We start from the raw sequence: 23,088 nt of genomic DNA, 5'->3' as shown, positions 1-23,088 counted from the left end.
TGTACTTCCTCCGTGTTTTCGTTGAATGTAAGTTAACGAAATTTCACCTACGCGGCTAATGCGTTTACATTATCAAATCAATCAGCGATACCTAACAACGCAACAACCTGATGAACGCATAGCGAAGTGGTCGTAAAAAAGCCGCCCGTGCAGGCGGCCTCATTACCTGAACTACCCTCAGGTAGCGTCAGCGCCAGCAAAGCTGGCTTAAGCGTTGCGCTCTACAGGCCTTAACCAGGGCGGTAACAGCGGGGAGATTACAACACCCCACAAATAAAAGGGCAATCCTCCGGCCGGAGGTCCTGCCTATGGCTGCGATAGGTTTGGCCATCGCCCGTGTTTCACACTGAAACTGCAGAGGAAAATAATGTTTAAAGGCCTGTTCGTACTGGCAATGTGCCCACTGTTTGCCCTGGCGGAAGATCTGCCCGCGCCCATTAAGGCCATGGAAAAACAAGGTATTACCATTATTAAATCCTTTGATGCTCCGGGCGGAATGAAAGGCTATCTCGGCAAATATCAGGATATGGGCGTGACCCTCTACCTGACGCCGGACGGCAGGCAGGCGATCTCCGGCTATATGTATGACGCGCAGGGGAACAACCTTAGCAACATTATGATTGAAAAAGAGATTTATGCCCCGGCCGGACGCGAAATGTGGCAGCGCTTAGAGAAAGCGGCGTGGATCGTCGACGGCAGCAAGGATGCCCCAACCGTACTTTACGTCTTTGCCGATCCCTTCTGCCCCTGGTGCAAACAGTTCTGGCAGCAGGCGCGCCCGTGGGTGGAATCCGGCAGAGTACAGCTCCGCACGCTGCTGGTTGGTATCATCAAACCGGAAAGTCCGGCGGCAGCGGCGGCGATCCTCTCCTCCAGCGACCCGGCGCAGTCCTGGCGCGACTTTCTCTCTGCGGACCCGCAGTCGCCGCTGAAGGCCCTGCCGCTCGCGGCACCTGAACAGCTAAGAAAACTCAACCAGAACCTGAAAATCATGGACGATCTGGGCGCTAACGTAACGCCGGCGATCTATTACATGAATAAGCATCGCGTTCTGCAGCAGGTGGTGGGCCTCCCGGACAAGGCGCAGCTGAAAATTATGATGAACGGCGAATAACCCGCTCCGGCTGAAAATCCCCGCGCGGCGGCGGCCCGTCAGGGCGAGTCTCATGGATGAGACGAGTAACCCGTAGCCAACGCATATGCAGCCTGAAGTATGACGGATATAATCCCGAATCGGTGCTGTCAATAATTAATTGCGGGTAGTAGCCACGGGTTTCGCATTTTATCGTGATAACTTCTTTTTCGCGTTAAGTCCTCTGTTTCGCTATCAGAAATAATTCAGGCGACGGGCGGACAACGGGATGAAAAAAGCTGATAACTGGCGTCGGGATATATATCCCCAATAACCCGGTGATATGACAAATGTAAAGCGTCCCGCATGTCCGTAAGGCGGATCCCCGCCGGGCCAGGCACCCTCCGCCGGCCGCAGACGGGCTGCATAAAGATGGCGATGCGGCTTCATCACCGGAGCATCGCGTACAGGCTAACACCAGCCGCCAACAGAACCGGAGCCTTCGCCCGCGCCAGAAAAACGTTCTTTGATAAACCCGACGCCGGGTTCAGCCGCCACGCCGGAGCATCGGCTGATAATTATTTTCTTCTCGCCGGTTATTTCAGCTACATTCTCAATATTAAGGGGATGACAGGATAATCCGCTGTCTTCAGCCTCTCCCCCGGCGGCATTAAAAATCGTTTCCGCCGACGCTGTCATCCCGGTCACTTACTCCAGTAAGCTCCCGGGGATTAATGAGAGACATCCCTGTCTCTCACCAGAGGCAGCCTGCGGCTGTTCAAATTCGTTCCTGACGACTTTGTCACTGCGTTGCCGCCTTCATGCAACTCGAATTATTTAGGGTATAAAATGTTATCCCCCGACGATTTTTTCAGCCCGTAAAAATTTTTCCATATACGCCACGGTGCTTTATTTGCCGATTAATATATGTTCATTACGCGCTGAATCCCGCTTCACCCGGCCAATTTCCGAAAAAAATTCCTAATAAGAGTTTTATCGATCAGGGGGGGTTCTTCCCATACCACTTATTCCCGGGGCTAATGTCGTGCAAAACCACAAAACTTATTTTTGATACAATTAAATATTGCAAATCATCGCAAACCGCTTATCTTATTAAGCGAAATTGCATTGCCACACATTTAACGTTCAGGGATAACTTACTATGTCTGTCTATAAAATCCCCCTTACTCAGAACGTCCTTGAGGCGGCACAGGAACGTATAAGCTGGACGCTGGAAAATCTCCCTCGGGTTTGCGTCTCATTCTCCGGCGGCAAAGATTCGGGTTTGATGTTACATCTCACCGCAAAACTGGCGCGCAAATTAAATAAAAAATTTAGCGTATTATTTATAGACTGGGAAGCGCAGTTTTCCTGCACTATCAGATATGTTCAAAAGATGCGCGACAATTATCGCGACGTCATAGAACATTTTTATTGGGTGGCCCTGCCGTTAACCACGCAAAATTCACTCTCGCAATTCCAGCCGGAATGGCAGTGCTGGGAACCCGGCACCGACTGGGTACGTCAGCCGCCGCCCGACGCAATTACCCAGGCGGACTATTTCCCCTTTTACGATCCCGGCATGACCTTCGAACAGTTTGTCCGCGACTTTGCCGACTGGTTTTCAGAAAAACGCCCGGCCGCCGTGATGGTGGGGATCCGGGCCGACGAGTCCTACAACCGGTTTATCGCCATCGCCAGCCAGCAAAAACAGCGTTTCGCCGATGACAAACCCTGGACCACGGCCACGCCTGGCGGCCATGCCTGGTATATCTATCCGATTTACGACTGGAAAACCGCCGACGTCTGGACCTGGTTCGCTAAAAGCCAGCTTGCCTGCAATCCCCTGTACAACCTGATGTATCAGGCGGGGGTGCCATCCCGCTACATGCGCATATGCGAACCCTTCGGCCCGGAGCAGCGGCAGGGACTGTGGCTGTATCACGTCATTGAGCCGGAGAGATGGGCAGCCATGTGCGCCCGGGTCAGCGGCGTCAGAAGCGGCGGCGTTTATGCCGGGCAGAACAACCCTTTTTACGGCCATCGTAAAATTATCAAGCCCGACCATCTTAGCTGGGAAGCGTACGCCTCGCTGCTGCTCGACAGTATGCCGGAGCAGACCGCCGAGCACTACCGCAATAAAATTGCGGTCTATCTGCAGTGGTATAAAAAGAGGGGCATGGAGACGATCCCCCAGACGCAGCCGGGCGATATCGGTGCCAAAGATATCCCCTCCTGGCGACGTATCTGCAAGGTCTTACTGAATAACGACTACTGGTGTAGGGCGCTCTCTTTTAGCCCCACAAAACCCAAAAATTACCAACGCTACAGTCAGCGTATGCAGGCGAAACGTAAAGAATGGGGAATATTATGCAACGACTAACGCAGGAAGTGACCCACTATCTCTCCACCCTGCCGGAAGAGGAGAGAATCAAAGCCATTAACGAACTCAGAATCGCCATCCATAAAGTCAGTCCGTTCCGCGACGAACCGGTAGACTGCGTGCTGTGGATCAGAAACGATCGGATCGCGCCCAACGACTACAACCCGAACAACGTGGCCCCGCCGGAGAAAAAGCTACTGCTGAAGTCCATTGAGGCGGACGGCTTCACCCAGCCGATCGTGGTGGCGCAATCCAGCCAGGATCGGTATGAAATTGTCGACGGCTTCCACCGCCATGAGCTGGGCAAAGATAAAGCCGCGCTCAAGTCGCGGCTGCACGGCTATCTGCCGGTGGCCTGCCTGGAGCGCAGCCGCCATGACCGCATGGCGGCCACCATTCGCCACAACCGCGCCAGGGGTCGCCATCAGATCCGCGCCATGTCGGAGATCGTTCGCGAGCTGGCGCTGCTGGGCTGGGAGGATCAAAAAATCGGCCAGGAGCTGGGCATGGACGAAGACGAGGTGCTGCGCCTGAAGCAGATTAACGGCCTGCAGGAGCTGTTTGCCAACCGCCGGTTCTCAAAAGCCTGGACGGTTAAGTAACTTTTAACGCCGCCCGGCGAACAGTCTCAAAAAAGGGTGACCGGACAGCATTTCCCCGTCTGCTCCGCCTTCTGCCGTACGGGCGGCAATAGCGCGTGCCCCCAGAGGAGAAAGCGCATCACTCCCTTTACGCCCGTCAGGGAAAGCACCTCCGGAGCAACCGGCAGCCGCGCCCCGCTTTTTTGCAAGCGCCGCAGCGTTCCCACTCCCGTCACTTTTTATGCGTAACATCCTTTTTCTGCCGCCCCCGCCGGATTTACCCGCGAAGCGGAGTGGATAAACGCTTATTGCCCCTGAAAAGCAACGTATTATCCCACTTAAAAAGCAACAGGAGGCGTAAAATTTGCTCTTTTACGCTTTTAACGTATCAGCGTTCGCCTTTAATGACAAAATGATATAAATCATCTTTTTTAATAGCCGCTTAGCCAGAATAGAACCGTTATTCCCCTGGCTTCAGGTACATTGTTGGTGCAGGAATCCGTTTCCGAAGCGGCCTTTAGCCGTGCAGGGACGCTCCTGACGAACGAATTATTCCCTGCCGCATCATTTGGCCTGACAGCCTCCTCTTCAAAGGGCAGCGCTGGCGCGCGTCAAAACGCGCGGCACCCGCTCCCGCAGCTCAACGTACTTTGGCTGCATTCAGACTGAAATGCATAAATATAAGGAGATAGATATGGGCCAATCAGTGCCTCAGGAGAAAAAAGTCGGCCCAGGGGCGTACTTTGCGCTCGCTTTCGCGGCGGTCTTTTTTTCAGGATTACTCGGCGGCCATGAGTGGTACGGCGTCTTCGACTTTACCACCCTTAACGGCACCTTCGGCAAAGTCGTCAGCGGCGTCAGCCTGCAGGGGGACAAGATCGCCACCCAGACCAGCGCCTTTCGCGGCGTTAACGGCAACGGCGCGATGGACGGCTTTCTCTTCGCCCTCGGCTTAATCCCGGCGGTAATGTTCGCCCTGGGAACCATCAACGTGCTGGAACATTACGGCGCGCTGCGCGCCGCGCGCCAGATGTTAACGCCGCTGCTGCGCCCTCTGCTGGGCCTTCCGGGCCATACCGGCCTCGCCCTGATCGGCAGCCTGCAAAGTACGGACGTTGGTGCCTCGTTAACGCGCAGCCTCGCCGACGAAGGAGCCATCAGCGAAAAAGAGAAAGAGACGTTCGCCATGTTTCAGTTCTCTGCCGGGGCGATGCTCACTAACTTTTTCTCTTCTGGCGCTATTATTTTCACCCTGATGACCGTTGACGGCACGCCCGCCGTGCCCACCACCATTGGCACCTGTATTGTGGTGATGTTTGTGATGAAAATCGTGGGTGCCAATCTGCTGCGCCTCTTCCTCAGCCTCGGCAACAAAACCGCCGCACCCACCGCAGAAAAAGGAGAAACCCAATGAGCGCTCCTGAATCCAGGCCGGTAATCACTGACGTTTTCGTCGAAGGTGCCCGCAAGGGGTGGACTATTGCAACCGGCAGTACCCTCCCCAACGTTGTGATGGCCTTTATTATTATCAAAGCGCTGGAGATCACCGGCGCACTGAAGGGGATGGGGATGGTTTTCGCCCCGCTGATGGGCCTGTTTGGCCTGCCGGGCGAGGCCGCCGCGGTGCTCATCGGCGGCTGGATGTCGATGGGGGGTGGCATCGGCGTCGCAATGGGGCTGTTCGACAAAGGCATCATCAACGGCGAACACCTTGCGATCCTCGCGCCGGCCATCTACCTGATGGGCTCGCAGGTGCAGTATCTGGGGCGCGTTCTCGGCGTTATTGGCATCCAGGCCAGGCGGATCCCGCTGATGATCGCCATTTCCGTTATCAACGCTTTTTTAGCCATGCTTCTGATGCGTATTCTGCTCTGAGTTTAAGGATAATTTATGCAACTTGAAAAATATATTGCCGAACTGGAGTCGCTGGTCAACGTGGACTGCGGCACCACCACCGTCGAAGGCGTCGCCACCGTTGCCGGGATCGTCACCCGGCTCTGGCAGCAGGAGGGGTGGCATACGGAATCCGTCGATTTAGGGGATCGGGTCGGCCCCGGTCTCTTTGTCACCAACCGGCCGGGGGCGACCCAATTCGACGTTCTGCTCGTCGGCCATCTGGATACCGTCTTTCCCCCCGGCACCGTTGCGGAACGGCCGATGAGCCGCGATGAAACCCGGCTCTACGGACCGGGCGTGGCGGACATGAAAAGCGGGCTGCTCAATATCCTGTGGGCAATGCGCACCCTGGCACCGGAACATCGCGAACGGCTCTCCATCGCCGTTGCCATGAACCCGGACGAAGAGACCGGCAGCGTCTATTCCCACGCCTGGATCGGCGAGCTGGCAAAAAAATCCCGCTGCGTTCTGGTCTGCGAAGCCGCGCGCGCCGACGGCTCGCTGGTGAAGGCCCGCAAAGGCACGGCCGGCTATCTCCTCACCTTTACGGGGCGCGCCGCGCACGCCGGAAACGAGCCGGAAAAGGGCCGCTCGGCCATTACGGCGCTGGCAAACTGCATTCTCGCCGTTAACGCGCTCGCCGACAGCGCCAGGGGAACCACGCTGAATATCGGCATTGTTCACGGCGGCAGCGCCGCCAACGTCGTCCCCGATACGGCGGTGGCCGAGCTTGACGTCCGCTACTGGCAGAACGATGAAGATACCCGCATCCATCAGGCGCTGCAGGCGCTGTGCCAGCGCGGCTTCCTTGACGGCGTCACCACCACGCTGACCCAGGTGCATCATAAGCCGGCAATGGCACCCGATGATGAGACGCAGCGCCTGATGGCGCTGGTCGAACAGGCGGGCAGGGAGGAGGGGGTCGAGATTACCTGGCAGGCGGTCGGCGGCGGAAGCGACGCCAACCATACCGCCGCGCTGGGAATTCCGTCGCTTGACGGCTTCGGCCCGGTGGGAGCCGGTTTCCACAGCCCCGCCGAATGGCTGGATATCGCCTCAATTGAACCGCGGGTGCGCTTACTGCGCCGGGTGGTGTCGCGCCTTTAATGTCCTGTCCCCCTCCTGGCGGTGGGGGCTTCAGCCCAGCACCGCCGTGCCCAGCCGACAGGTACAGCAGCGACGCGCCTGCTCGTCATAGATGACAATCTCCCAGCTCTGGCTCTGCCGCCCCAGATGCAGAGGCCGACAAACGCCGCGCACCCTGCCCCGCGCCACGGCGCGATGGTGGGTGGCGTTCAGCTCGGTGCCGACCACGCACTGCCCGTCGCCGGTCATCAGAAAGCCCGCCATAGAGCCAAGCGTCTCCGCCAGCGCCGCCGACGCCCCGCCGTGCAGCAGACCAAACGGCTGATGCGTGCGGCCGTCGACGGGCATCTCCGCCTCCAGCCCCTCGTCATCCAGCCGGGTATACACAATTCCCAGGTGCGCCACCATCGTCTCCCGGCTGGTGGCGTTCAGTTCATCAAGGGTTAAATGACGCTTCCAGATCATGCCTACGCTCCCAGGGTCGAGCCGCCGTCCACCACAATATCCTGTAGCGTGATATGGCTGGCCAGATCCGAGGCCAGGAAGAGAATGGTATTGGCTACCTCGTGGGGACGGGCGATTTTCCCCAGCGGAATGCCGAGCTTGAACTGCTCGCCAAAGCCGCGGATGCGCTGCTGTTCGGCATCGTCACTGACCCACAGCGCACGCTGCATATCGGTATCGGTCGAACCAGGCGATACCACGTTACAGCGCACGCCGCTGCCCGACAGCTCCAGACCGACGGTGAGCGCCAGGCTTTTCAGCGCCGCCTTTGACGCCCCGTAGGCGCTCATACCGAGCCGCGGCGTATGGGCCGCGTCGGAGGCGACGGTGACGATCGCCCCGCCCTGCTGACGGCGGAACTGTGCCATCGTCTGCCGGAACAGGTTAAAAGCGCCGCCGACGTTGACCGCGAAGGTCTGCTGCCACGCTTCCGCGCTCAGCGCATCGGTGGCCCCCATGCGCAGGATCCCGGCGGCGTTGACCAGCACGTCCAGCCGCTCCGTTTGTTGCAGAAGGCGACGGCACGTCGCCGCCACCTGCGCCTCGTCCGCCACGTCCATCACCTCGGTGGCGAACGGGTAGTGTTGCCGGGCAAACTGACGATCGAAGCCGGTCACCTGCGCCCCCGCCTCCGCAAACGCCAGCGCGGTGGCGTAACCAATGCCCTTGCCTGCGCCGGTGACCCAGACGGTTTTGCCCTCAAAATCCATTCTGGCCATTACCGCACCTCGCGGGAGAGCAGCTGCCACCAGGCGTCAATGGTGGGATTTTTCGCCAGCATCACGAAATCAATATCGCCGTGCACCTTCCGCCAGCGCGCCGCCAGCGCCATCATGCGCACGGAGTCCAGGCCGTAGTCGATCAGGTTTTCATCATCCAGCGGCTCCTCGGACTCGTCGAGCAGCGGCAGGATCGCCGCGCGCAGGTCCGCCCTGCTGGCAGGAACCGGCGCGGGCAGCAGCTCCCGGCTCAGCACCACGCGACCGGAACGCCCCGCCACGTATTTCAGCGCCATCAGATGCTCTTCTCGGCTGAAGTCGGCCAGCGCATCCGCCACCATAAAGGGCTTGATGTCGCGCATAAAGGCGTCGGTGGCGGTGGTCATACAGCCGATATGGGCATACACCCCGGTAATAATCAGCTGGTCACGCCCGCTCTCTTTCAGCATTTGCTCCAGCGGCGAGCGGTGAAATGCGCTGTAGCGCCACTTCACCAGCACGACGTCATCGTCGTCCGGGGCCAGCGCCTCGACCACCTGCTGCTGCTCCGGCGAGCGCGTCAGGCCCGGCCCCCACATGTCGTTCAGCAGGGCGCGATCCGCGTCGCTCTGCTCTTTCGGCTGGGCGGTATAGAACACCGGAATATGGTGCGCCTTGCAGAACTGGCGCAGGGCGGCGATGTTAGCGATAACCTGTTCCATCATCGGGCAATTTTCGCCCCAGAAGCTGACGAAGTAGTCCTGCATGTCGTGGATCAGCAGCGCGGCGCGCTCCGGCTCAAAGGCCCAGCCCACTTTATTCGCCGGAATATCGCTCTCGCCGGGTAGCGCATAGGCCTGTAGTTTTGGAATTGCCATTCTCTGTTCTCCTTCAGTCCGGCGTACGGGACGCCAGCCACTGACGTAATTGTTTTTTATCCACTTTACCGACCGGCGTCAGCGGCAGCGCATCAATGAACTCCACGCGGTCCGGTAACTTAAATTCCGCCACGCCCTGCTCCCGCAGGAAACGGCGTACCTGCACCGCACGCAGCGGTGCGTTCACCGTCAGGCAGGCGCAGCTTTTTTCGCCCATCAGGGGGTCGTCAATGCTGACCAGCGCCGCATGGATCACCGCCGGGTGGCGCAGCAGCAGGTTTTCAATCTCTTCGGCGGCGATCTTCTCGCCCCCGCGGTTGATCTGATCTTTTTCCCGCCCCTGCACGGTGATATAGCCATCTTTATCGATGGCGATCAGATCCCCGGAGCAGTAAAAGCCGTTGGCGTCAAAGGCGCTGGCGTTATGTTCCGGGCTTTTGAAATAGCCGCGGAAGGTGTAAGGGCCGCGGGTCATCAGCCGCCCCGTTTCGCCCTGGGGCAACGGGTTGCCGTCGGCATCCGCCACCCACACCTCGTCGTCGGGACACATCGGGCGTCCCTGGGTATTGATGATGCGCTCCAGGGGATCGTCCAGGCGGGTGTAGTTCACCAGCCCTTCTGCCATGCCGAAGACCTGCTGCAGCTGGCAGCCAATTTCCGCCGGGATACGGGCGGCAAGGGTGGCGGATAGGCGCGCGCCGCCGACCTGCAGCAGCTCCAGCGAGGCCAGCTGGGCATTGCCGCTCCCCTCCTGAATGGCCTGCAGCCACAGGCTGACCGCGGGCGGCACCAGCGCCGTCGCGTTGATCTGATGTTGCTCGATCAGCGGAAAGCACAGCGTGGCGCTCGGGTCCGCCGCCAGCACCACGACGCCTCCGGCGAGAAATACTCCCAGCGAGCCGGGGGAGCTCATGGCGTAGTTATGCGCCGCCGGAATGGCGCACAGGAAGCGGGTTCGTTCAGTGAAGTGACAGATCTCATTGCTGCGGCGCACGCTGTAGTAGTAGTCGTTATGGGTGCGCGGAATCAGCTTCGGCGTGCCGGTGGTGCCGCCGGAGAGCTGAAAGTAGGCCACCTCATCGGCAGGCGACGGGGTGGCGACAAACGCCTGTGCAGGCTGCCCGATAGAGGTCTGCAGATTATGTTCACCGTCGTCGTTGAGCAACTGCACCACGCGAACGGTAGCGTGCTCCACCACAAAGGCGTTCAGGAAATCGTCATCGGCGAACAGCGGATGCCGGCGATCGGCAATCAGCAGCGCCGGCTCTATTTGTCTGGCGTAGGCGTGCAGCTCGGTGCGCTGATGGCTGAACAGCGCCAGCACCGGTGCCACGCCGAGCTTCAGCAGGGCGAAGAAGGTGATATACAGCTCCGGTACGTTGCCCAGCTGCACCAGCGCGGTTTCACCGGCCTTAATGCCCTGCTGGCGCAGGCGGCAGGCGAGGTTATCCGCCGCCTGGTTCAGCTGGCGGTAGCTGAGGCGACGCTCGCCTTCGATTACCGCCGTTCTGTCGCTGTCGGCGTGACGGGTGAGAATATCGGTCAGCGGCAGATCCTGCCAGTACCCTTTTTCACGGTAGCGGCGGGCGAACGCTTCGGGCCACCGGGTGAATGGAATGCTCATTATTGCTCCTTAATGCAGTCCAAAAACGTTCAACATGGTGGAGAGCTTCACCCCCGTCTCGCGCCACTCCCCCACCGGCGAAGAGGCCGGCACAATCCCGGCCCCGGCGAACAGGCGCACCTGGTTTTTAAGCAGCCTGGCACAGCGGATCGTCACCACCCATTCGCCGTTGCCTTCGGCGTCGCACCAGCCGACGATGCCGCCAAACAGCTGGCGATCGAACGGCTCCAGATCGGCGATCAGTTTTTTCGCCGCCTGATGGGGGAAGCCGCTCAGGGCCGGGGTCGGGTGCAGCAGGCAGGCGAGGGTCAGGGCGCTCTCTGCGGGTCGGGCCTGGCCTGCGAAAGGCGTGCCCAGGTGCCACAGGGTCGGGGTGGAAATCAGCTGCGGGGACGAAGGAAACTGCAGGCGGGTGCAGCGCTCGCGCAGCACCGCGTCCATCGCCTGGGTCACCAGCTCATGCTCATGGCGATCTTTCTCCGAGGCCAGCAGACGATTGCCCGCCTCTCTGTCCAGCAGCTCGTCCGGCTGACGCCGGGCGGAACCGGCCAGCGGCAGCGAGCTGAAGCGCTCGCCCTCTTTGCGCAGCAGCAGCTCCGGGCTGGCACCGAGCAGCACGCCGCCGTCCGCCAGCGGCACGTGAAAGTTGTAGCTCATTGGATTTTGCGCCACCAGCCGCTCCAGCAGCGCGCCGCTGTTGATGTCGGCGTCGACGGTAATGTCAATCAGCCGCGACAGCACCACCTTATCCACCTCCGGCGTCGCCGTCAGGGCGGCGGCGCGAGCCACCATCGCCTCAAACCCGGCCTGTTCGGGTATGGCGCGGCGCGCGGTGACGTTCAGCGTCTGGCCGGGAGAAGCAGCGCACGCCGCGCGCTGCTTATCGGTCCGGGAGAAGGTTTGCCAGCTTTCGGGAATATAGAGCGCCGAGGGCTGACGGGTATCGAAGGGGATTGCGCCCACCACAACCGGGTTATTGATGCCCTGCGCCCTGGCGTCAGCAAACAGCCGCGACAGCTTTTGCTGGAAGGGGCTGTCCGGCGAGTCGCCGTTAACCGCAGGTTCGACATAGCGGGCAAAGCATCCTGACGTCGTAAAACTGCGATAAGGCGACATAAAGAAAAAGCGATCGGCAGCAAGAGCGGCCGCCCTCTGCTGCGCGTCCGCAGCCAGTGAGGTGTCCATACGATCCTCCAGGATAATAAGGTTCATCCCATCAGGCGTGGCGGGTCCGCAGGGTAAACCCGACGGCATCTGGTGCCGTTCCGCGCGCGTCGCGAAAATGCTACACGTACCCCGTACGCTGCAAATCCGTCGCGCTGGTGGTCGTTAACCCGTTTTCGCCCGCTGCGCCCAATGAGATAAGCTCTAAGAATGATTATCATTTATGATTTCTGGCGCTAACCTAAAAGTTATCAGCCAGCATGTCAACTCCTCCGACGACACAATAGTGCGCGCCGGGCTTGCATCCCACCACGTTAACAATAAAAATGAGACGCATTCACCTTACTAATAACGGGAACCACCTTGTGACTCTATCCACCTTCTGCCGTCTGTCCTGCCTGCTGCTGGGATTCGCCCTTTTCGCCCCCGCTCCGGCTAACGCCGCCGACTGGCCGCGCCAGATCGCCGACGCCCACGGCGTGCACACCCTTGAACAGCGGCCCGGGCGCATTGTCTCCACCAGCGTCACCCTCACCGGCTCGCTGCTGGCTATCGACGCGCCGGTGGTTGCCAGCGGTGCCACCACGCCCAACAACCGCTTCGCCGACGACCAGGGCTTTCTTCGCCAGTGGGGCGAAGTGGCCAAAGCGCGTAAGCTCAGCCGCCTCTACATCGGCGAAGCGAGCGCCGAAGCCGTGGCCGCGCAGATGCCCGATCTGATCCTGATCAGCGCCACCGGCGGAGATTCAGCGCTGGCGCTGTACGACCAGCTCTCAACGATTGCGCCAACGCTTATCGTCAACTATGACGATAAAAGCTGGCAGGCGCTGTTGGTCGAGCTGGGGAAAATAACCGGCCAGGAGAAACAGGCCGCCGCGCGGATCGCCGAATTCAACGAGCGGCTGGCGGGCGTTAAGCAGCAGATAACGCTGCCGCCGCAGCCGGTGAGCGCGCTGGTTTACACCGCCGCCGCGCACAGCGCCAACCTGTGGACGCCGGAATCCGCCCAGGGCAAGCTGCTGGAGCAGGTGGGCTTTACCCTCGCCACGCTGCCCGAAGGGCTGCACACCAGCCAGAGTCAGGGCAAACGCCACGACATTATCCAGCTTGGCGGCGAAAACCTGGCGACCGGGCTGAACGGAAAGTCCCTGTTCCTGTTCGCCGGCGACGATAAAGACGCCGCCGCCATTTACGCCAATCCGCTGCTGGCGCACCTGCCTGCGGTACAGAACAAGCACGTTTACCCGCTGGGGGCCGAAACCTTCCGTCTGGATTATTACAGCGCGATGCGGATCCTCGATCGCCTCTCCAACCTGTTTTAACCACGCTTCGGTCGGCGGCGCGCTGACCGGCCATCAGACGTCGCCGTCATCCGGCGGCGTCTGCCTGAACCGACGCAACTGCGCCAGCAGCAGCAGCAGCAAAAGCCCCACCGCCGTCAGCGCAAATCCGCTGGCGCTTGCCGAGGCCGCCGGCGTCATTATTGCCCCCATGCCGCCAAGCAGCGCCGCGCCGACGGCATCGCCGGTCACGTTCTGGGCGGTCCACAGGCCGTTAATCCTGCCCAGCATATTTTCCGGCGACAGGGCCTGCAGCAGCGTGTACTGCAGCAGCGAGCTGACGGCGCTCAGCCAGCCGAACAGCGCCAGGCACAGCGCCCCGAGCGCCCATCCCGGCATCAGGGCAAACAGCCCGATCGCCAGAAAAGCCCCGACGGTCGACAGCAGCATAATCAGCCCCGGACGCGGGCTGTGCGCCAGCTGTCCGCTGGTCAGCGCACCTGCCGCTGCCCCCAGCGGGATCGCCGCGTACAGCAGGCCAATCTGCGCCGCCGACATCTGCCAGCCGATCGCCAGCGCCGGATAAAGTACCCGCACCGCGCTCGCCATGGTCAGCAGCCCGCCGAGCAGGGCGATACCGCCGATAACAGGGCTGGCAAGCAGAAAGCGAAACGCGGCCAGCAGAGATTTCAGCGGGTGCTCGCGCGGCTGAGGAGGCGGCGGCAGCGGCGGCAGGCTGAGCAGCGGCAGCAGAGTAATAAAGGTTCCGGCTGCCGCCAGCCCATAGTTCCAGGCCACCCCGCCGCTGGCCAGCAGCACCCCGCCCAGCATCGGCGATATCACTGAGCCAAGACGCACCGTCAGCATGGTGATGGCCCCGGCCTGCATCAGGTTCTCGCGCCCGACCAGCGCCGGCGTCGCCGCCAGCAGCGCCGTCACCCCCAGCGAGGCGAAGAAGCCGTCCCATATGCCAAGCACATAGATCGCCAGCAGCGACGGCTCCGGCAGCAGCGCATTCAGGCACAGCCCGATAAAGCCGATGCCGCAGGTGCCCCGCGCCAGCAGAATGACTTTTTTACGCTCATAGCGATCGGCCAGCACCCCGCCGACCATCAGGCCGATAAACATCGCGCCGCCGGTCAGCGTGACCGACAGGCCCACCTGCCAGGTCGAGTGGGTCATCAACTGGATCTGAACCGGCACCGCCACCCCCAGCAGGCCAAGTGAGATAATAGAGATAAAGCGGGCAAGGAAGACGGCGCGAAACGCCGGATGCGTCCTCAACAGGCTGAGATTGAGCAGCCAGGATTGTCGATTCATTACAATGCCTTAAAATAACCAGATTCTTCAGGTTGCCTCCGCCGCCGCGCCTTCACCCTTTTTAGCCGGACCGACCCGGTAATGGCGGAGCCAGGCGGCAGTTCCACAGCGCCTTTGGCCGCAGCCAGAGCGCTCAGCGTTGACGGTGCCGGCAGGGCGATGACATCCTGAAAGACAACGTGGATACCCATTTTTTCAATAACCATTCGATAGCTGCACATGCTAACATAATCAAATAAGATCGATAACGATAATTAGTATCATTATCAGGGAAGTAGTTATGCCATGCTCTGTTTCCGCGACGCGCGCCTTCGCCGTGCCCGGATTGTTGTTGTTACTTATTCTCGCCTCAGCGCTAAGTCTGTCTATTGGGGCTAAACCTCTCCCCGCCGCCGTCGTTCTTGAAGCGCTCAGCGGCGGCTGTCAAAGCGCCGACTGCGCCATCGTGCTCGACGCCCGGCTGCCGCGCACGCTGGCCGGGCTGTTGGCGGGCGGCGCGCTCGGCCTTGCCGGTGCGCTGATGCAGACGCTGACCCGCAACCCGCTGGCCGATCCGGGCATTCTTGGCGTGAACGCCGGGGCCAGCTTCGCGATCGTCCTCGGAGCGGCGCTGTTCGGGTTTTCCACGCCCCAGGAGCAGCTGGTGCTGGCCTTCTCCGGCGCGCTGTTCGCCTCGCTGATCGTCGCCTTTACCGGCAGCCAGGGCGGCGGACAGCTCAGCCCGGTGCGTCTGACCCTCGCGGGCGTTGCGCTGGCCGCGGTGCTGGAGGGGCTGACCAGCGGCATCGCGCTGCTGAATCCCGACGTCTATGACCAGCTTCGCTTCTGGCAGGCCGGTTCGCTGGATATCCGCAGCCTGCAAAATCTTAAAACGGTGCTTGTGCCGGTGCTAAGCGCCGGGGCTGTCGCTCTGCTTCTCAGCCGGGCGCTAAACAGCCTGAGCCTTGGCAGCGATACCGCCACCGCCCTGGGCAGCCGGGTGGCGCGCACGCAGCTTATCGGGCTGTTGGCTATCGCCGTACTCTGCGGCGGTGCCACCTCGGTGGTCGGCCCTATCGCCTTTATCGGACTCATGATGCCGCACATTTCACGCTGGCTGGTGGGTGCCGATCACCGCTGGTCGCTGCCGGTCACCCTGCTCGCGACCCCCGTGCTGCTGCTGTTTGCCGATATTATCGGCCGCCTGATCGTCCCCGGCGAGCTGCGCGTGTCGGTGGTCAGCGCCTTTATCGGCGCGCCGGTGCTGATCTTCCTTGTGCGGCGCAAAACGCGCGGAGGTGGCGCATGAGGCACCTCTCCCGCCGCCTGCTGCTCAGCTGTCTGCTGCTGACGGCGGGCTGCCTGATCGCCGGATTCTGGAGCCTGCGCAGCGGTGCCCTGCCGCTGGAAACCCGGCAGGTGATGGAGGCGCTGCTGGGCACGGCACCGCGCAGCGTTGCCCTGGTGGTGACCGAATGGCGTCTGCCGCGGATGCTGATGGCCCTGCTGGTCGGCGCGGCGCTCGGGGTCAGCGGCGCGATCTTCCAGTCGCTGATGCGCAACCCGCTGGGCAGCCCGGACGTGATGGGCTTTAATACCGGTGCCTGGAGCGGCGTGCTGGTGGCAATGGTGCTCTTTGGCCAGAACCTGACGGCAATCGCCCTGGCGGCAATGCTGGGGGGAATTTTAACGTCGCTGGCGGTCTGGGCGCTGGCCTGGCGTAACGGCATCGACACCTTCCGCCTGATTATTATCGGTATCGGTATGCGCGCCATGCTGATGGCCTTTAATACCTGGCTGCTGCTGAAAGCCTCCCTGGAAACCGCCCTCAACGCCGGCCTGTGGAACGCCGGTTCCCTGAACGGCCTGACGTGGGCGAAAACCTGGCCCGCCGCGCCGCTGATTCTCGTTATGCTGATCTGTGCCGGGCTGTTGGTGCGCCGGATGCGCCTGCTGGAGATGGGCGACGACAGCGCCTGCGCGCTGGGAGTCAGCGTGGAGCGCTCACGGCTGCTGCTGATGCTGGTGGCGGTTGTGCTGACCGCCTGCGCCACCGCCCTCGCCGGCCCTATTTCGTTTATCGCCCTGGTGGCACCGCACATCGCGCGTCGCCTCAGCGGCACCGCGCGCTGGGGCCTGACCCAGTCCGCCCTCTGCGGCGCGCTGCTGCTGCTGGCGGCGGATCTGGGGGCCCGGCAAATGTTTATGCCCTATCAGCTTCCGGTTGGCGTCGTTACCGTAAGCCTCGGCGGTATTTACCTTATTGCGTTGTTAATTCAGGAGTCCCGCAAAAAATGACCGAATCATCAGCCCGTCTGCGCGGCGACCAGCTAACGCTGGGCTATGGCAAATTTACCGTGGCCCAGGATCTGAACGTTTCCATTCCCGACGGCCACTTTACGGCGATTATCGGGCCGAACGGCTGCGGCAAGTCGACGCTGCTGCGCACGCTGAGCCGCCTGCTGACGCCCGCGCACGGCCACGTCTGGCTGGATGGCGAACCTATTCAGCGCTACGCCAGTAAAGAGGTGGCGCGACGCATCGGCCTGCTGGCGCAAAACGCCACCACGCCCGGCGATATCACCGTCCAGGAGCTGGTGTCGCGCGGACGTTATCCGCACCAGCCGCTGTTTACCCGCTGGCGTAAGGAGGATGAGGAGGCCGTTACCAGCGCCATGCGCGCCACGGGCATCGCGCATCTGGCGGCCCAGAGCGTGGACACCCTCTCCGGCGGACAGCGCCAGCGCGCGTGGATCGCTATGGTGCTGGCGCAGGAGACCTCAATTATGCTGCTTGACGAGCCGACCACCTGGCTGGATATCAGCCATCAGATCGATCTGCTGGAGCTGTTGAGCGAGCTGAACCGCGAAAAAGGCTATACCCTCGCGGCGGTGCTGCACGACCTGAACCAGGCCTGCCGCTATGCCACCCATCTGATTGCGCTGCGCGAGGGGAGAATTATCGCCGAGGGCGCGCCGAAGGAGATCGTCACCGCAGGGCTGATTGAGGAAATTTACGGCCTGCGCTGCACCATTATTGACGATCCGGTGGCCGGTACGCCGCTGGTGGTGCCGCTGGGGCGCACGCGACAATAGCTCGCCCGATGGCATTGCTTCCGCGCCATCGTAGGCTCAGATCAGCCGCTCCTCCAGCGGCATCGTCGCCTCCAGCCTGCGCGACAGCATCGCGTGGCGCAGCAGCTCAACGCCGCAGGACGCGACCCCGCCCAGTACGGCCGCCAGCATAATAATCAGCGCCCTGCGCGGCCCCTCTTTTTTTACCGGTAGCGATGGATGCTTCTGATATTTAAACGGCGCGAAGGTAACGTTATCGATACTCATCTCCCTGAGCCGCTCAACGAGATACTGCTGATTGCGCAGGCCTGCGTGAATCTCCGCCACGTCGGTGACCGATTGCTCTATTTCCAGCTTACGTCTGATACCGTCCGCCCCCAGCGCAATCGAAAAATCGGGATCGTCTTTAACCGCCTGACCATTGCTGTAGACCGGCTTTTGGATCCCGGCGGCGCTGGCGATATCGAGAGAATAATTGAGCCGTCGAATATCGGCGGCAAGCTGGTTTTTATATTTCACCCGCTCCATCGCCAGCTTTTCCGTTGCGGTATGGGTTTTAATTTCAAGCGCGTGGCGAATATTTTCCAGCGTCTCTTTCTCTACCTGCGCAGAAATAAACTGTATATATCCTGCCAGCACCGCCTGCGCCTCTTCTTTATCCGGCGCGGAGAAGCTCAGCGTCCATGAAGAGTAGAGCGTCGTTTCATTCTTCTTTCCGGCGTTGCTGTCCACCGCTTTCATCTTTGCGCTGAGCGCGACAATAGCCTGATGCAGCTCGGCTTCATTAAGCGTGCCGCCTTTAAGCCGCTCCATAACGTAGTCTGACGAACGTAGCCAGCCCTCCAGCAGGGAAGCGGAATTAAATTTCTTGATGAATAAGTTGAATACCTCATCACGGCTCACAGAGATATCCAGATCGAGGACCCGCAGCGCTGAAAGCGTACGGTTCAGGGTCTGCCATTGCACCGGCTCCGCGGGCGTAATCACCGCCTCGCTGGTCCATTTTGGCGGCAGTAAAAAAGAGATCAGCAGTCCCGCGCAGGCGCAGGCAAAAGCGGTAGCAATAATTCTTTTCTTCACCTGCCACAGCAGTTCGACAAGGCTTAACAGATCTATTTCGTTATTTTTTCCCACCGCCAGTGGAAAGGAAGTTATTTCCGTTTTTTTCTTTAAATTAAGTGCTGACATACCGTGATACCTGCGTTCGTCATCCGGTGAATAGCGTCCCACGCTCAATATTTAACGATAGTTCAGACTTATCTGGATGTAAACTTCATAAATAAACAAGGACAATTAAATCATAATATTCAGAATGTTCGCAATACTTAGCATTCATATGTTTATCATTAAAATAAAGAGAAATACATCAATTAAAAAACCCTTAATAATCTGAATTATTAAGGGTTGAATGCCGGTCCCGATAAAAAACTCCGCCTCAGCGATTCAGACGCTCATTAATCACGGGACCAATAAGCGCTAATATTTCAGGTGAAATAATATCAACATGCGCACAATCCATATCGTAGAGATCCAGCCCGCCAAGCCACGGTGCCCAGCTCTGCTCCGGGCTGACGCCTTCCGGCAGGGTGCGCCTGGCGACAAACAGCGTCGCCCGGCCGTCGAAGGGTACGCTGTGGGCGGTGGCCAGCAGGCGCACCGCGTCGGCATAGTTCCCCTCAATGGCGCTGAACAGCGCCTCAGATCCCTGCCCCTGCTGGGCCGCCAGAAACGCCTCGCGCTCCCGCGCAATCTCCGCCAGCACTGCCGGATCGAGACCGTTGGCCTCTTTTTCCCGCCAGTTCTGCGTCTCCGGCGGCCAGGTGTCCAGCAGGCCGAGAAACGCCACCGTCTCGCCGCGCGCCCGCAGGCGCGCCGCAACGCCCTGCGCCAGCGTGCCGCCCAGGGAATACCCCAGCAGGTAGTAAGGCCCGTGCGGCTGCGCCGCCAGCAGGGTCGCCAGGTGATGCTCGCACACCGCGTCAAGATCCGCCGCCCTCTGCATTGGCCCGTCAGGCCGCGGCGACTGAATGCCCATAATCGACCACCGGGGGCTGAGATAGCGCGACAGCACGCTGAACTGCCAGGCAAAGCCGGAGGCGGGATGGAAGCAGAACAGCGTCGGTCCGCCTCCCTGACGCAGCGGCAGCAGGGTTTCGAACCCCAGCCGGCGGGTACGTTCGTCGTCGGCCCCTTCCAGCAGCGCCGCCAGCTGCGCGACGGTGGAGGCTACCATCACCTGCCCCGGCGTCACCTGGCGCGCAAAGTCCCGACTTAGCCGGGCGGCCAGCTTCATCGCCAGCAGGGAATGGCCGCCCAGGGCAAAGAAATCCGCCTCCGCGTCGTTAACTTCGCAGCCCAGCAGCGCAGAAAACGCCTGCGCGACCGCGCTCTCCGCCCCCGGCGACGGCGCGCGCCCCGGCGTCCTCGGCGTCAGCTCCGGCATCGGCAGCGCTTTGCGATCCAGCTTACCGTTGGCGCTCAGCGGCAGCGCCGCCAGCTGCAGCAGCAGCACCGGCACCATGTGCGGCGGCAGCGTCCGCCGCAGCTGCGCCTGCAGCGCGGGCAGATCCAGCGGCAGGCCGGAGCGGGAGACCAGATAGCCCACCAGCTGTCGGGCGTCGCCCCCCGTCGCCGCCGCCTGATTAAACACGCAGGCGTGGGCCACCGCCTGCTCTACGTCGGGCAGGGACTGCATCACCCGGTCGATCTCGCCCAGCTCTATGCGCTGCCCGCGGATCTTCAGCTGATCGTCGCTGCGCCCAAGGTACTCCACCGCGCCGTTTTCCAGCCAGCGCGCCACGTCGCCGGTGCGGTACATACGCTCGCCCGGCGCAAACGGATCGGCGATAAAACGGCTCGCCGTCAGATCCGGCCTGCCCAGGTAGCCCTGCGCCAGCTGAATGCCGGTAAGATAAAGATCGCCCGCGACGCCGGGCGGCACCGGCTGCATCATGGCGTCAAGGATGCGCAGCCCGGTATTCCACACCGGATAGCCAATCGGCACGCTGCTGCCGCTGACCTCCGCCAGCGTCTCTCCCCAGGCCGGATACCAGCTGACGTCTACCGCCGCCTCCGTAGGTCCGTAGAGATTATGCAACGGCGCGTGGGTCAGCTGCTGCCATTCGCGGCAAAGTTCGGCGGGCAGCGCTTCACCGCTGCAGAAGACGTGCCGCAGGGACGCGCAGCTTTCGCGGGCGGTTTGCGCAGTCAGCGAGGCGACAAAGGCCGCCAGCATTGACGGCACGAAGTGGGTGGTCGTTACCCCGTAGCGGGCAAAGAAGCGCTGCATGGCCAGCGGATCGCGGTGCGCCTCCGGCTCCGCCATCACCAGCCGCGCCCCGGCGATAAACGGCCAGAAGAACTCCCATACCGAAACGTCGAAGCTGCAGGGCGTCTTTTGCGCCACCACGTCCTGCGCGGTGAGCCGGTAGTGCTCCTGCATCCACAGCAGGCGGTTGACGATGGCGGTCTGACCAACCATCACCCCTTTGGGCCTGCCGGTGGAGCCGGAGGTAAAGATAATGTAGGCGGTGTGGTGCGGCTGCGACAGCCCCAGCGGGCCGGTTTCTGCCGCCGCCAGCGGCGCGTTATAGCAAAGGTGCGCCAGGCCGGGAATGTCGCTAAAGCGCGCCTGCTGATCCTTCGTGGTAATCAGCAGCGTTGGCCGCGCGTCTTCCAGCATCATCCGCAGGCGCTCGTCGGGGTAGCCGGTGTCGAGGGGCAGCCAGGCCGCCCCGGCCTCGACGATGCCGTGCAGCGCCAGGGTCAGAAAAACGGAGCGCGGCAGGGCCACCGCCACGCTATCGCCAGGCCGGACGCCGCGCTGGCGCAGCAGGTTCGCCAGCGCCAGCACCTGTTCACGCATCTCACGATAGCTGAACTGATAGCGGGCGTCGGCCAGCGCCGGGGCATCCGGGGTTTTGTCCGTCTGCGCGGCCACCAGCGCGCTGAGCGTAACGTTGGGGATGGTTTGCGTCGTCCGGTTAATCTGCGCCAGCCGCTCCGCCTCCGCCGGCAGCAGCAGCGCCGCGTCGCCGCAGCGCAGCGCGGGGCTGGCGGCAAACTGTTGAATAAGCGCCGTCAGGCGTGCGGCGTGCCGCGCCAGCGTGGCTTCGTTATAGCGCTGCGGATTGGCGAGGATCTCAATGCTCAGGCCGCCCTCTTCGTCCGGAAACAGCGCCAGTTCCAGATCGTTGACCGGCCCCGTCGCCAGAGTATGGGTTTGCGCCTGAATGCCGGGCAGATCCAGCCGGTAGTCGAACACCTTAACGTTCAGCACCGGACCAAACAGCGGTTCTTCCCCCCCGGCACGCCCGCCGTCGCGGACGATCTGTTCGGCGTCATAGCGCTGATGGCGACGCATTTTCTTCAGCTGCCCGGCAAGGCGGGCGGCCAGCTCCGGCAGGGTTTCCGCCGCATCAATGCGCACGCCGAGCGGCAGCACGTTCAGCACCGGGCCGGTGGCCGTCAGCGCCGCCGATCCCATCCGGCGCATAAAAATAAAGCCGGCGGCGTATTCCGTCCGGCTGCACAGCCGTCCCAGCCACAGCGCCACCAGCGCCAGAGCCAGATCCGCCCGCTGCGCGCCGGGCATCCGCGCCGCCATCTGGCGAAACGCGCCGTCCGGGGCGTTCAGCTTCATGCGGATAACATCGGCGGTAGCGGACCTGCCGTCCAGCGGCGCATCGGAGAGCGACGCCGGGGGCGGCAGCTGGCGGCGCTGCCCGGCCCAGAACTCCCCGTCGCGCTGCCAGGCCTCGCTCTCCCGGTAGCGCAGATACTCCTCCACCACGTCGGCGAACGGCGTAAACGGCGACGCCGGCGCGTCGGCACCGCGCTGCCAAGCGGCGTAGATCGCCGCGATCTGTCGGGTAATCGCCGGAAAGCTGAAGCCGTCCACCAGCAGATGATGATAGCGCTGATACCAGTACCAGCGGTCATCCGCCACCTGAAACAGCTGGTGAAAGACCAGTGGTCTGCCGCCGTCCACCCGCAGATTTTGCCGTAGATCGGCCTGCATCATCGCCAGCGCCGCCTCGTGAGGATTAGCCGTGGCGCGCAGATCGCAGATTTCCGGTTCGGCAAACGCCATCTGCGGATCCACCCACTGCCAGACTTCGCCCTCCTCTTCAGCGAAGCGCATCTTCAGCGTATCGGCCTGCCGCATACCTGCGACAACGGCGCGGGCCAGCAGGGGCGCGTCCAGGGGGCCGTTCAGCGCCACGTAGTGCGCCACGCTCCAGGCGGAAGGTAAAGAGGAGAGCTTTTCCGCCATCCAGATCCCCGGCTGGGCGGCCACTAAGGGTAAACGCTGGCTCATTGCGCCTCCTGCGGAGCGGTGAAACTGGCGGGATTGAGGGTGGTCCAGCGGGCATCCAGCCACTCCCGGCACGCCTCCTGTGGCTGCGGCTCACACACCACCTGCCAGCCCGCAGGCAGAGCGCAGGGCTGAGGCCACAGGCTGAACTGGCCCCGTGGGTTGCGCAAGATGTAGAAATGTCCCTGCGGATTATCGAAGGGATTACTGATTTCCATACTTCACTCCTGTC

20 protein-coding genes are annotated in these 23,088 nt (G+C 61.6%); 11 read left to right on the top strand and 9 right to left on the bottom strand.

Going from position 1 to position 23,088, the window contains the following annotated elements; genetic code table 11:
- Window positions 1-367: 367 nt before the first annotated feature.
- The 7 genes from dsbG (at window position 368) to GJV78_RS00925 (ending at window position 7,039) form a co-directional block, all read left to right on the top strand.
- Complete coding sequence (gene dsbG / locus GJV78_RS00955; RefSeq protein WP_155106556.1) at window positions 368-1,114, top strand: thiol:disulfide interchange protein DsbG; 747 nt, start codon at window positions 368-370, stop codon at window positions 1,112-1,114.
- Window positions 1,115-1,504: 390 nt separating this feature from the next.
- Window positions 1,505-1,711: a hypothetical protein gene (locus tag GJV78_RS00950; protein WP_155106555.1), complete on the top strand. Its 207-nt coding sequence runs from the start codon at window positions 1,505-1,507 to the stop codon at window positions 1,709-1,711.
- 523 nt (window positions 1,712-2,234) lie between these two features.
- Window positions 2,235-3,455, top strand: coding sequence for a phosphoadenosine phosphosulfate reductase (locus tag GJV78_RS00945; RefSeq protein ID WP_155106554.1), 1,221 nt, complete (start codon window positions 2,235-2,237; stop codon window positions 3,453-3,455).
- Window positions 3,440-4,057 (top strand): IbrB-like domain-containing protein, encoded by a 618-nt coding sequence (locus tag GJV78_RS00940; protein ID WP_167519312.1) that lies wholly within the window; start codon window positions 3,440-3,442, stop codon window positions 4,055-4,057. The genes GJV78_RS00945 and GJV78_RS00940 overlap by 16 nt, the downstream gene beginning before the upstream one ends.
- A gap of 673 nt (window positions 4,058-4,730) precedes the next feature.
- Window positions 4,731-5,450: a nucleoside recognition domain-containing protein gene (locus GJV78_RS00935; protein ID WP_155106552.1), complete on the top strand. Its 720-nt coding sequence runs from the start codon at window positions 4,731-4,733 to the stop codon at window positions 5,448-5,450.
- Window positions 5,447-5,911, top strand: coding sequence for a YjiG family protein (locus GJV78_RS00930; protein ID WP_155106551.1), 465 nt, complete (start codon window positions 5,447-5,449; stop codon window positions 5,909-5,911). Before GJV78_RS00935 ends, GJV78_RS00930 begins: the two co-directional genes overlap by 4 nt.
- A gap of 15 nt (window positions 5,912-5,926) precedes the next feature.
- Window positions 5,927-7,039 (top strand): M20 family metallopeptidase, encoded by a 1,113-nt coding sequence (locus tag GJV78_RS00925; protein ID WP_155106550.1) that lies wholly within the window; start codon window positions 5,927-5,929, stop codon window positions 7,037-7,039.
- Window positions 7,040-7,069: 30 nt separating this feature from the next.
- Here the strand turns inward: GJV78_RS00925 and entH are convergent, their stop codons facing one another.
- The 5 genes from entH to entC are packed head-to-tail and all read right to left on the bottom strand — an operon-like array spanning window position 7,070 to window position 11,907.
- Window positions 7,070-7,483, bottom strand: a complete 414-nt coding sequence (gene entH / locus GJV78_RS00920; protein ID WP_155106549.1) for a proofreading thioesterase EntH — start codon at window positions 7,481-7,483, stop codon at window positions 7,070-7,072.
- Window positions 7,484-7,485: 2 nt separating this feature from the next.
- Window positions 7,486-8,232 (bottom strand): 2,3-dihydro-2,3-dihydroxybenzoate dehydrogenase EntA, encoded by a 747-nt coding sequence (gene entA, locus GJV78_RS00915; protein ID WP_155106674.1) that lies wholly within the window; start codon window positions 8,230-8,232, stop codon window positions 7,486-7,488.
- Window positions 8,233-8,240: 8 nt separating this feature from the next.
- Window positions 8,241-9,098, bottom strand: coding sequence for an isochorismatase (locus GJV78_RS00910; protein WP_155106548.1), 858 nt, complete (start codon window positions 9,096-9,098; stop codon window positions 8,241-8,243).
- A gap of 13 nt (window positions 9,099-9,111) precedes the next feature.
- Window positions 9,112-10,722, bottom strand: coding sequence for a (2,3-dihydroxybenzoyl)adenylate synthase EntE (entE, locus tag GJV78_RS00905; RefSeq protein WP_155106547.1), 1,611 nt, complete (start codon window positions 10,720-10,722; stop codon window positions 9,112-9,114).
- A 9-nt stretch (window positions 10,723-10,731) separates the two neighbouring features.
- Window positions 10,732-11,907 carry an isochorismate synthase EntC gene (entC, locus tag GJV78_RS00900; protein WP_155106546.1) on the bottom strand — a complete coding sequence of 392 codons (1,176 nt, stop codon included), beginning with the start codon at window positions 11,905-11,907 and terminating at the stop codon, window positions 10,732-10,734.
- A gap of 344 nt (window positions 11,908-12,251) precedes the next feature.
- On the opposite strand from entC, the gene fepB reads away from it, so the two are divergent.
- Entirely contained in the window at window positions 12,252-13,208 is a 957-nt protein-coding gene (gene fepB / locus GJV78_RS00895; RefSeq protein WP_330998770.1) for a Fe2+-enterobactin ABC transporter substrate-binding protein, read from the top strand.
- Between the two features lie 33 nt (window positions 13,209-13,241).
- On the opposite strand, the gene entS is transcribed toward fepB, so the two are convergent.
- Window positions 13,242-14,486, bottom strand: coding sequence for an enterobactin transporter EntS (gene entS / locus GJV78_RS00890; protein WP_155106544.1), 1,245 nt, complete (start codon window positions 14,484-14,486; stop codon window positions 13,242-13,244).
- A 280-nt stretch (window positions 14,487-14,766) separates the two neighbouring features.
- Here entS and fepD point away from each other — a divergent pair, with 280 nt between their 5' ends.
- From fepD to fepC, 3 genes are read left to right on the top strand one after another with little or no spacing between them, the layout of a single operon-like run.
- Window positions 14,767-15,774 (top strand): Fe(3+)-siderophore ABC transporter permease, encoded by a 1,008-nt coding sequence (fepD, locus tag GJV78_RS00885; RefSeq protein WP_155106543.1) that lies wholly within the window; start codon window positions 14,767-14,769, stop codon window positions 15,772-15,774.
- On the top strand, window positions 15,771-16,763 hold the full coding sequence (gene fepG, locus GJV78_RS00880; protein ID WP_155106542.1) for an iron-enterobactin ABC transporter permease: 993 nt from the start codon (window positions 15,771-15,773) through the stop codon (window positions 16,761-16,763). Before fepD ends, fepG begins: the two co-directional genes overlap by 4 nt.
- Window positions 16,760-17,560, top strand: coding sequence for an iron-enterobactin ABC transporter ATP-binding protein (fepC, locus tag GJV78_RS00875; RefSeq protein WP_155106541.1), 801 nt, complete (start codon window positions 16,760-16,762; stop codon window positions 17,558-17,560). Before fepG ends, fepC begins: the two co-directional genes overlap by 4 nt.
- Window positions 17,561-17,596: 36 nt before the next feature.
- On the opposite strand, the gene wzz(fepE) is transcribed toward fepC, so the two are convergent.
- The 3 genes from wzz(fepE) to GJV78_RS00860 all read right to left on the bottom strand — a co-directional run bounded on the left by wzz(fepE) (window position 17,597) and on the right by GJV78_RS00860 (window position 23,074).
- Entirely contained in the window at window positions 17,597-18,727 is a 1,131-nt protein-coding gene (wzz(fepE), locus tag GJV78_RS00870) for an LPS O-antigen length regulator Wzz(fepE) (RefSeq protein WP_155106540.1), read from the bottom strand.
- A gap of 247 nt (window positions 18,728-18,974) precedes the next feature.
- Window positions 18,975-22,859 (bottom strand): enterobactin non-ribosomal peptide synthetase EntF, encoded by a 3,885-nt coding sequence (entF, locus tag GJV78_RS00865; RefSeq protein WP_155106539.1) that lies wholly within the window; start codon window positions 22,857-22,859, stop codon window positions 18,975-18,977.
- Window positions 22,856-23,074, bottom strand: a complete 219-nt coding sequence (locus GJV78_RS00860) for an MbtH family protein (RefSeq protein WP_155106538.1) — start codon at window positions 23,072-23,074, stop codon at window positions 22,856-22,858. The genes entF and GJV78_RS00860 overlap by 4 nt, the downstream gene beginning before the upstream one ends.
- Between the last annotated feature and the right edge of the window lie 14 nt (window positions 23,075-23,088).

The sequence above is a fragment of the Intestinirhabdus alba genome (assembly GCF_009711095.1).
GTDB lineage: Bacteria > Pseudomonadota > Gammaproteobacteria > Enterobacterales > Enterobacteriaceae > Intestinirhabdus > Intestinirhabdus alba.
The sequence above is the reverse complement of the archived record's forward strand: the minus strand, read 5'-3'. Positions and strand labels throughout refer to the sequence as shown.

Bases quoted from the DNA above. Each gene is read 5' to 3' on its own strand.
- entC (WP_155106546.1), bottom strand. From the start codon at position 11,907: ATGGACACCTCACTGGCTGCGGACGCGCAGCAGAGGGCGGCCGCTCTT.
- entH (WP_155106549.1), bottom strand. From the start codon at position 7,483: ATGATCTGGAAGCGTCATTTAACCCTTGATGAACTGAACGCCACCAGC.
- GJV78_RS00930 (WP_155106551.1), top strand. From the start codon at position 5,447: ATGAGCGCTCCTGAATCCAGGCCGGTAATCACTGACGTTTTCGTCGAA.
- GJV78_RS00950 (WP_155106555.1), top strand. From the start codon at position 1,505: ATGGCGATGCGGCTTCATCACCGGAGCATCGCGTACAGGCTAACACCA.
- dsbG (WP_155106556.1), top strand. From the start codon at position 368: ATGTTTAAAGGCCTGTTCGTACTGGCAATGTGCCCACTGTTTGCCCTG.
- GJV78_RS00910 (WP_155106548.1), bottom strand. From the start codon at position 9,098: ATGGCAATTCCAAAACTACAGGCCTATGCGCTACCCGGCGAGAGCGAT.
- GJV78_RS00935 (WP_155106552.1), top strand. From the start codon at position 4,731: ATGGGCCAATCAGTGCCTCAGGAGAAAAAAGTCGGCCCAGGGGCGTAC.
- fepD (WP_155106543.1), top strand. From the start codon at position 14,767: ATGCCATGCTCTGTTTCCGCGACGCGCGCCTTCGCCGTGCCCGGATTG.
- fepG (WP_155106542.1), top strand. From the start codon at position 15,771: ATGAGGCACCTCTCCCGCCGCCTGCTGCTCAGCTGTCTGCTGCTGACG.
- GJV78_RS00860 (WP_155106538.1), bottom strand. From the start codon at position 23,074: ATGGAAATCAGTAATCCCTTCGATAATCCGCAGGGACATTTCTACATC.
- fepC (WP_155106541.1), top strand. From the start codon at position 16,760: ATGACCGAATCATCAGCCCGTCTGCGCGGCGACCAGCTAACGCTGGGC.
- GJV78_RS00945 (WP_155106554.1), top strand. From the start codon at position 2,235: ATGTCTGTCTATAAAATCCCCCTTACTCAGAACGTCCTTGAGGCGGCA.
- entE (WP_155106547.1), bottom strand. From the start codon at position 10,722: ATGAGCATTCCATTCACCCGGTGGCCCGAAGCGTTCGCCCGCCGCTAC.
- entA (WP_155106674.1), bottom strand. From the start codon at position 8,232: ATGGATTTTGAGGGCAAAACCGTCTGGGTCACCGGCGCAGGCAAGGGC.
- GJV78_RS00925 (WP_155106550.1), top strand. From the start codon at position 5,927: ATGCAACTTGAAAAATATATTGCCGAACTGGAGTCGCTGGTCAACGTG.
- entS (WP_155106544.1), bottom strand. From the start codon at position 14,486: ATGAATCGACAATCCTGGCTGCTCAATCTCAGCCTGTTGAGGACGCAT.
- entF (WP_155106539.1), bottom strand. From the start codon at position 22,859: ATGAGCCAGCGTTTACCCTTAGTGGCCGCCCAGCCGGGGATCTGGATG.